The sequence below is a fragment of the Microcoleus sp. PH2017_08_TRC_O_A genome (genome assembly GCF_020738665.1).
In the GTDB taxonomy this organism is placed as follows: domain Bacteria; phylum Cyanobacteriota; class Cyanobacteriia; order Cyanobacteriales; family Microcoleaceae; genus Microcoleus.
Map to the genome: position 1 here is coordinate 1 of NZ_JAEQCE010000169.1, position 4,597 is coordinate 4,597.

The window sequence follows — 4,597 nt, forward strand, 5'->3', positions numbered from 1 at the left end:
AGTTGGTGCATTTGGCTTTTGGGATTTTAAAGTCCCAAAAGCCTTTCGATCCCAATTATTTACTTGCTACCCCTTGACAGCTCAAGACAGTATCTACAAGATTTGGGTAAAAACCTATTGATTGCAGCCATTAATATTAATTTTAATTTACATGATACCTTTAGGGGCGGGCTCGCCAACCATAATCGACTGAAATCGATAATCTCATAAACCCGCCCCCACCCAAGGAACAATCTATTTTTCATCTCCCAAATAAGCCTCAATTACAGCCGGATCATTCCTCACAATAGCAGGTTCTCCCAAGGCAATTAACTGACCAAAATGCAATACAGCAATTCGATCGCACAATCCCATCACCAGCGGTACGTGATGCTCGATCAATATTACAGTCAAATTGAATTGTTCCCGCACTTCCCGGATGAAATCACTTAACTTGTGCTTTTCCGTCGGATTCATCCCCGCCGCTGGTTCATCTAACAGCAAGATTTGCGGTTCCAGGGCTAAGGCGCGGGCGATTTCCAAACGCCTCTGATCGCCGTAGGGCAGGTTTTTGGCTTGTTCCTGCGCGCGATCGCCCAAACCGACCAAATCCAACAATTCCAGGGCTTTTCGCTGGGTTTTGCGCTCCATAGCGTTAGATTCTGGTAAGCCGAAAATCCCCGATAGTAGCGATAATACCGGATTTTGCGATCGGCTGTGGATGTGTCGGGCGATCGCCACATTCTCCAATACAGAAAGTTCTCCAAACAATCTAATATTTTGAAACGTGCGCGCAATACCTTTATTCGCAATTTGATAAGGCTTCAATTGGGAAATATTTTCATTTTGATAAATCAGATTACCGCTAGAAGCAGGTATCAATCCAGTCATAACATTAAATAGAGTTGTCTTGCCAGCACCGTTAGGGCCGATCAGTCCAAATATCTCGTTTTTTTCAACTGTAAAAGATACGTCGTTTACAGCAACTAAACCGCCAAAGCGGCGAGTTAATCCTTGGGCGGCTAAAACAGGATTGGTTTTTGAGAGAGTCAGGGGTTCGGAACTCATAAACAAATGATAGAATATAAGATATCTAATTATGCCTCAAATTATGGATGCTCAAAAACTCTTAGAACGAATCACAGTAAATTCCCAAATATTTAACGGAAAACCGATTATTCGGGGTCGCCGTCTGGCAGTTGAGCATATTCTAGGAATGTTAGCCGCTGGCGACACTCCTGAAACGATTCTAGAAGGCTATTCCTGGTTAGAAAGAGAAGATATTCAGGCTTGTCTAGTTTATGCTCACCGACTGGTTAGTCACGAGCACATCGAACCTCTGCTGGTGGAAGTTGGCAAATAAAAATATAAACTCATGCGAGAAATCCGATGCAATACCTGCGGTAGCAACCGCTATGAGGAACGTAGAATCAATTACCTTTACAGCCATCAAGGTAAATACTTGCTAGTTCCTAACACGCCTGTTGAGATTTGTCTGAATTGTGGCATGATTTATTATGATGCCGCAGTTCTCAAAGAAATTGAGCGCCGTTTCTTTGCTATTCACCAGCAGAATGAAATGCCGGATTCATATATTCAAATTCCCAGCAAGAGTTACACGTAAATAATTTTTGGTTTGTTTGGGAAGATGCGATCGCCCTTAGCGGCACTCGCAAGAAATCGAAAACCGCTATAATGTCTTAATGACCGTACCGCCTCAATCTCCTTAAGCCGTCTCGCCCGGGTAATTTTATGACGATGTACGTACCGGATTCGCAGCCTTACCAAACAAAACTGCTCCCTACGATGTACGATCTACCTAGTGAAGACCCGGAGGAGCCCGGTTTGCCTGACGAATATCACGACTATCAACCCGAACTGCTGCGTCAAACCTGCCGCCCCCGCAACCATCCGCTAGACCAAATCTTTATAGCGACAGACCTCAATCTATACTACGATTCCAATCATCTCAATTGGTATAAAAGACCCGATTGGTTCGTTGTCTTGGGCGCTTCTAGATTTTATCGAGGTGAGGATTTGCGCCTCAGCTACGTGATGTGGCAAGAAAATATTAGTCCTCTAGTAGTAGTGGAACTGCTGTCACCTGGAACTGAAGATGAAGATTTGGGAATTACACCAGAAATCCGAAATAAACCGCCTACTAAGTGGCGAGTTTATGAAGAGATTTTGCAGATTCCTTACTACTTTGTTTTTAGTCGCTACACTAATCAACTGAGAGTATTTCAATTGATTGATAATCGTTACTGCGAACAAGTTTTAACTGATTCACGATTCTGGATACCGGAATTGGAGTTAGGTATTGGTTTGTGGGAAGGTAATTATCAAGGTTTTTCGAGGTTGTGGCTGCGCTGGTACGATGCTAGTGGCGATTGGGTTCTGACTCCCGAAGAATTTGAAAGACAACGGGCTGAATTAGAGAGTCAACGGGCTGAATTAGAGAGTCAACGGGCTGAATCTGAAAGTCAACGCGCTGAATCTGAAAGTCAGCGGGCTGAATCTGAAAGACAGCGAGCAAATCGATTGGCCGATCGCCTCCGAGACATGGGCATTAATCCAGATGATCTGTAAAATTAAGTAGCAGCCTGCAATACGGCTCGCGGTGTCAATAAAAATTTATTAACTAAAAATAACTTATGCCAGAATCTACTTCATTGCGCGATCGCTACCTAGCACTGATCGATAAAATTGTCGAAATCACCCTCAAAGGTCAAATTCGCTCTAAAGAACAAGTATATCAAATGTTGGTGCAAGACATTGGCACCGGCACGGGCGAAATCTTTGAACGCTGTTTTGGCGAACGCCTCGATGCCACCGACAACCTGCTCAGAAATGAAAAGGACGAAATCAAACAAGCCAAGGCAAATCGCAGCCTCAGAGCGCTAAAAACTATCCAAGGAGAATGGGAACGTTGGCAGAAGGATAACCGCGTCGATCGCGAAATCGCATCTTCCATCCAACAAATCCTTGCCGCCGAATCTAACGGCCGCCTCCTGGCAATATTGCAAATAATTGATCCCAATAAAGAACATCCGCTGACTCTCGATCAATTGCAGCAATTGTCAAAATCTGTGCACCAACAAATGCTGCAAACTACCAATCCCGAAACCGAACGAGATTTGCAACAAATCACCGCCGGGATTGCTAAAGGTTTAGAATCTTGGCAGCGCTTGGAACCGGAACTCGTCGGCTGGATTTATCAGCCACAGCAGCTAGGATTCGCCGGCAGTCCCGAACAAAATGGGCCTTGGGCTTTTTGGTCAAAAAAAGTTAATAGTGCCTTTGCTAACGCTCTTTTACAGACTATTGCCAGGGGTGATTCTATCGTTGAATTTGCAGCCAAGCAGTCTAATGTAGAATTAGGTACGTTGCTGGAATTGGCGATAATTTTGCAGTGTTTGCAACGGGCTTTGGTAACATGGTTCGACAAGCAAGTTTACGATTCCAAAGTGTCCACAAAAGCTTCGATTTCTACTTACATTACTTTTTCTGTAATTTGGAGTCAGCTAGCTAGTGGATTTAATAATTCTACTAAGAGCGGCGAACAGTTGGCAAATGCTTGTTTTCAAGTAACTTTGCAAATTTTACGCACTTTTTCTCAGCGGGAATACTTTCCGCTTTACGGCGGGATTTTTGCTTCGTTTGATGGTAAAGCTTTGCGGCATACTTTGGATTATTTAGATGAACCGCTGCGGCGTGTTGAAGGTACTCAAGCGAAGGCTCGAATTTTGACGCTTTTGGGTTATTCGATGCAGGCGGCTGGGGCCTACGAGCGATCGATCTTACTGCACAAGCAATCCCTGGAAATTGCCCGGATGGAAGGAGATAAAGCCTGTGAAGTCGCCAATCTCAATCACATCAGCCGCAATTATGTGGCTCAAAAAAATTATCAGGAAGCGATTAATTACAGTCAGCGGGCTTTGATTATGGCACGGCAGGCGGGAGAGCGGCAAGGTGAGGCGAACGCCCTGGCTAATTTGGGCTACAGCGAGGTGTTCCAGGCGCGGCAGTTGGAGGAGGTGGAACCGGAGGTTTACGAAAGTGCTATTAGTTATTTGGAGCAAGGTTTGCTGCTGTCGGAAAAATTGGGCGATCGCCAAAGTCAAGCTTTTTGCTCCAGCAGCCTCGGTATTGCTAAAATTGCTCTGGAAAATGCTGCCGGTGCGATCGAGTATTTGGTCAAAGGTTGGCAAGCGGCTCAATTTTCCGGCGACTTATATCTCCAAGGTCTCAATTTGGCTTATTTAGCTCAAGCTTATTACAGTCTGAATCAACTAGAACAAGCAATTTTTGCTGGCTGTTTGGGGATGTATACTTTGGAGCAAATTGGGGCGATGGAATGGCGACAATCGGCTGGTTTGCTGACAATTTTGCGCGGACAAATGGGGGCTGAATCTTTTAAGCAGTCTTTGGCGAAAAGTCGAGCGAGTATCATTCCGGCGATCGGTGTTGATGGCTACGATTATATCCCAGAATTGTTGGAAAAATACCAGCAATCTATTTAACTCTTTGTGGAACAGGCATCTTGCCTGTTGCTAAGAAAGAAAGGGGGCGGGCAAGATGCCCACCCCACAATAAAATTAACTCTTTGTGGAACAGG

Annotated in this window: 5 protein-coding genes; 4 read left to right on the forward strand and 1 reads right to left on the reverse strand. The window is 44.8% G+C overall.

Annotated features, from left to right (window positions below; genetic code table 11):
• Nucleotides 1–234: 234 nt before the first annotated feature.
• Nucleotides 235–1,047 (reverse strand): ABC transporter ATP-binding protein, encoded by an 813-nt coding sequence (locus JGK22_RS32505; RefSeq protein ID WP_293314497.1) that lies wholly within the window; start codon nucleotides 1,045–1,047, stop codon nucleotides 235–237.
• A 31-nt stretch (nucleotides 1,048–1,078) separates the two neighbouring features.
• Here JGK22_RS32505 and JGK22_RS32510 point away from each other — a divergent pair, with 31 nt between their 5' ends.
• The 4 genes from JGK22_RS32510 to JGK22_RS32525 all read left to right on the forward strand — a co-directional run bounded on the left by JGK22_RS32510 (nucleotide 1,079) and on the right by JGK22_RS32525 (nucleotide 4,502).
• The gene (locus JGK22_RS32510) at nucleotides 1,079–1,342 is read left to right on the forward strand and encodes a DUF433 domain-containing protein (protein ID WP_293314499.1); all 264 of its coding nucleotides are present in this window, start codon (nucleotides 1,079–1,081) and stop codon (nucleotides 1,340–1,342) included.
• 12 nt (nucleotides 1,343–1,354) lie between these two features.
• Nucleotides 1,355–1,603: a type II toxin-antitoxin system MqsA family antitoxin gene (locus tag JGK22_RS32515; RefSeq protein WP_293214261.1), complete on the forward strand. Its 249-nt coding sequence runs from the start codon at nucleotides 1,355–1,357 to the stop codon at nucleotides 1,601–1,603.
• Nucleotides 1,604–1,731: 128 nt separating this feature from the next.
• Nucleotides 1,732–2,568, forward strand: a complete 837-nt coding sequence (locus JGK22_RS32520; RefSeq protein ID WP_293314501.1) for a Uma2 family endonuclease — start codon at nucleotides 1,732–1,734, stop codon at nucleotides 2,566–2,568.
• Nucleotides 2,569–2,633: 65 nt separating this feature from the next.
• Nucleotides 2,634–4,502: a tetratricopeptide repeat protein gene (locus tag JGK22_RS32525; RefSeq protein WP_293186647.1), complete on the forward strand. Its 1,869-nt coding sequence runs from the start codon at nucleotides 2,634–2,636 to the stop codon at nucleotides 4,500–4,502.
• The last annotated feature ends 95 nt before the right edge of the window (nucleotides 4,503–4,597 follow it).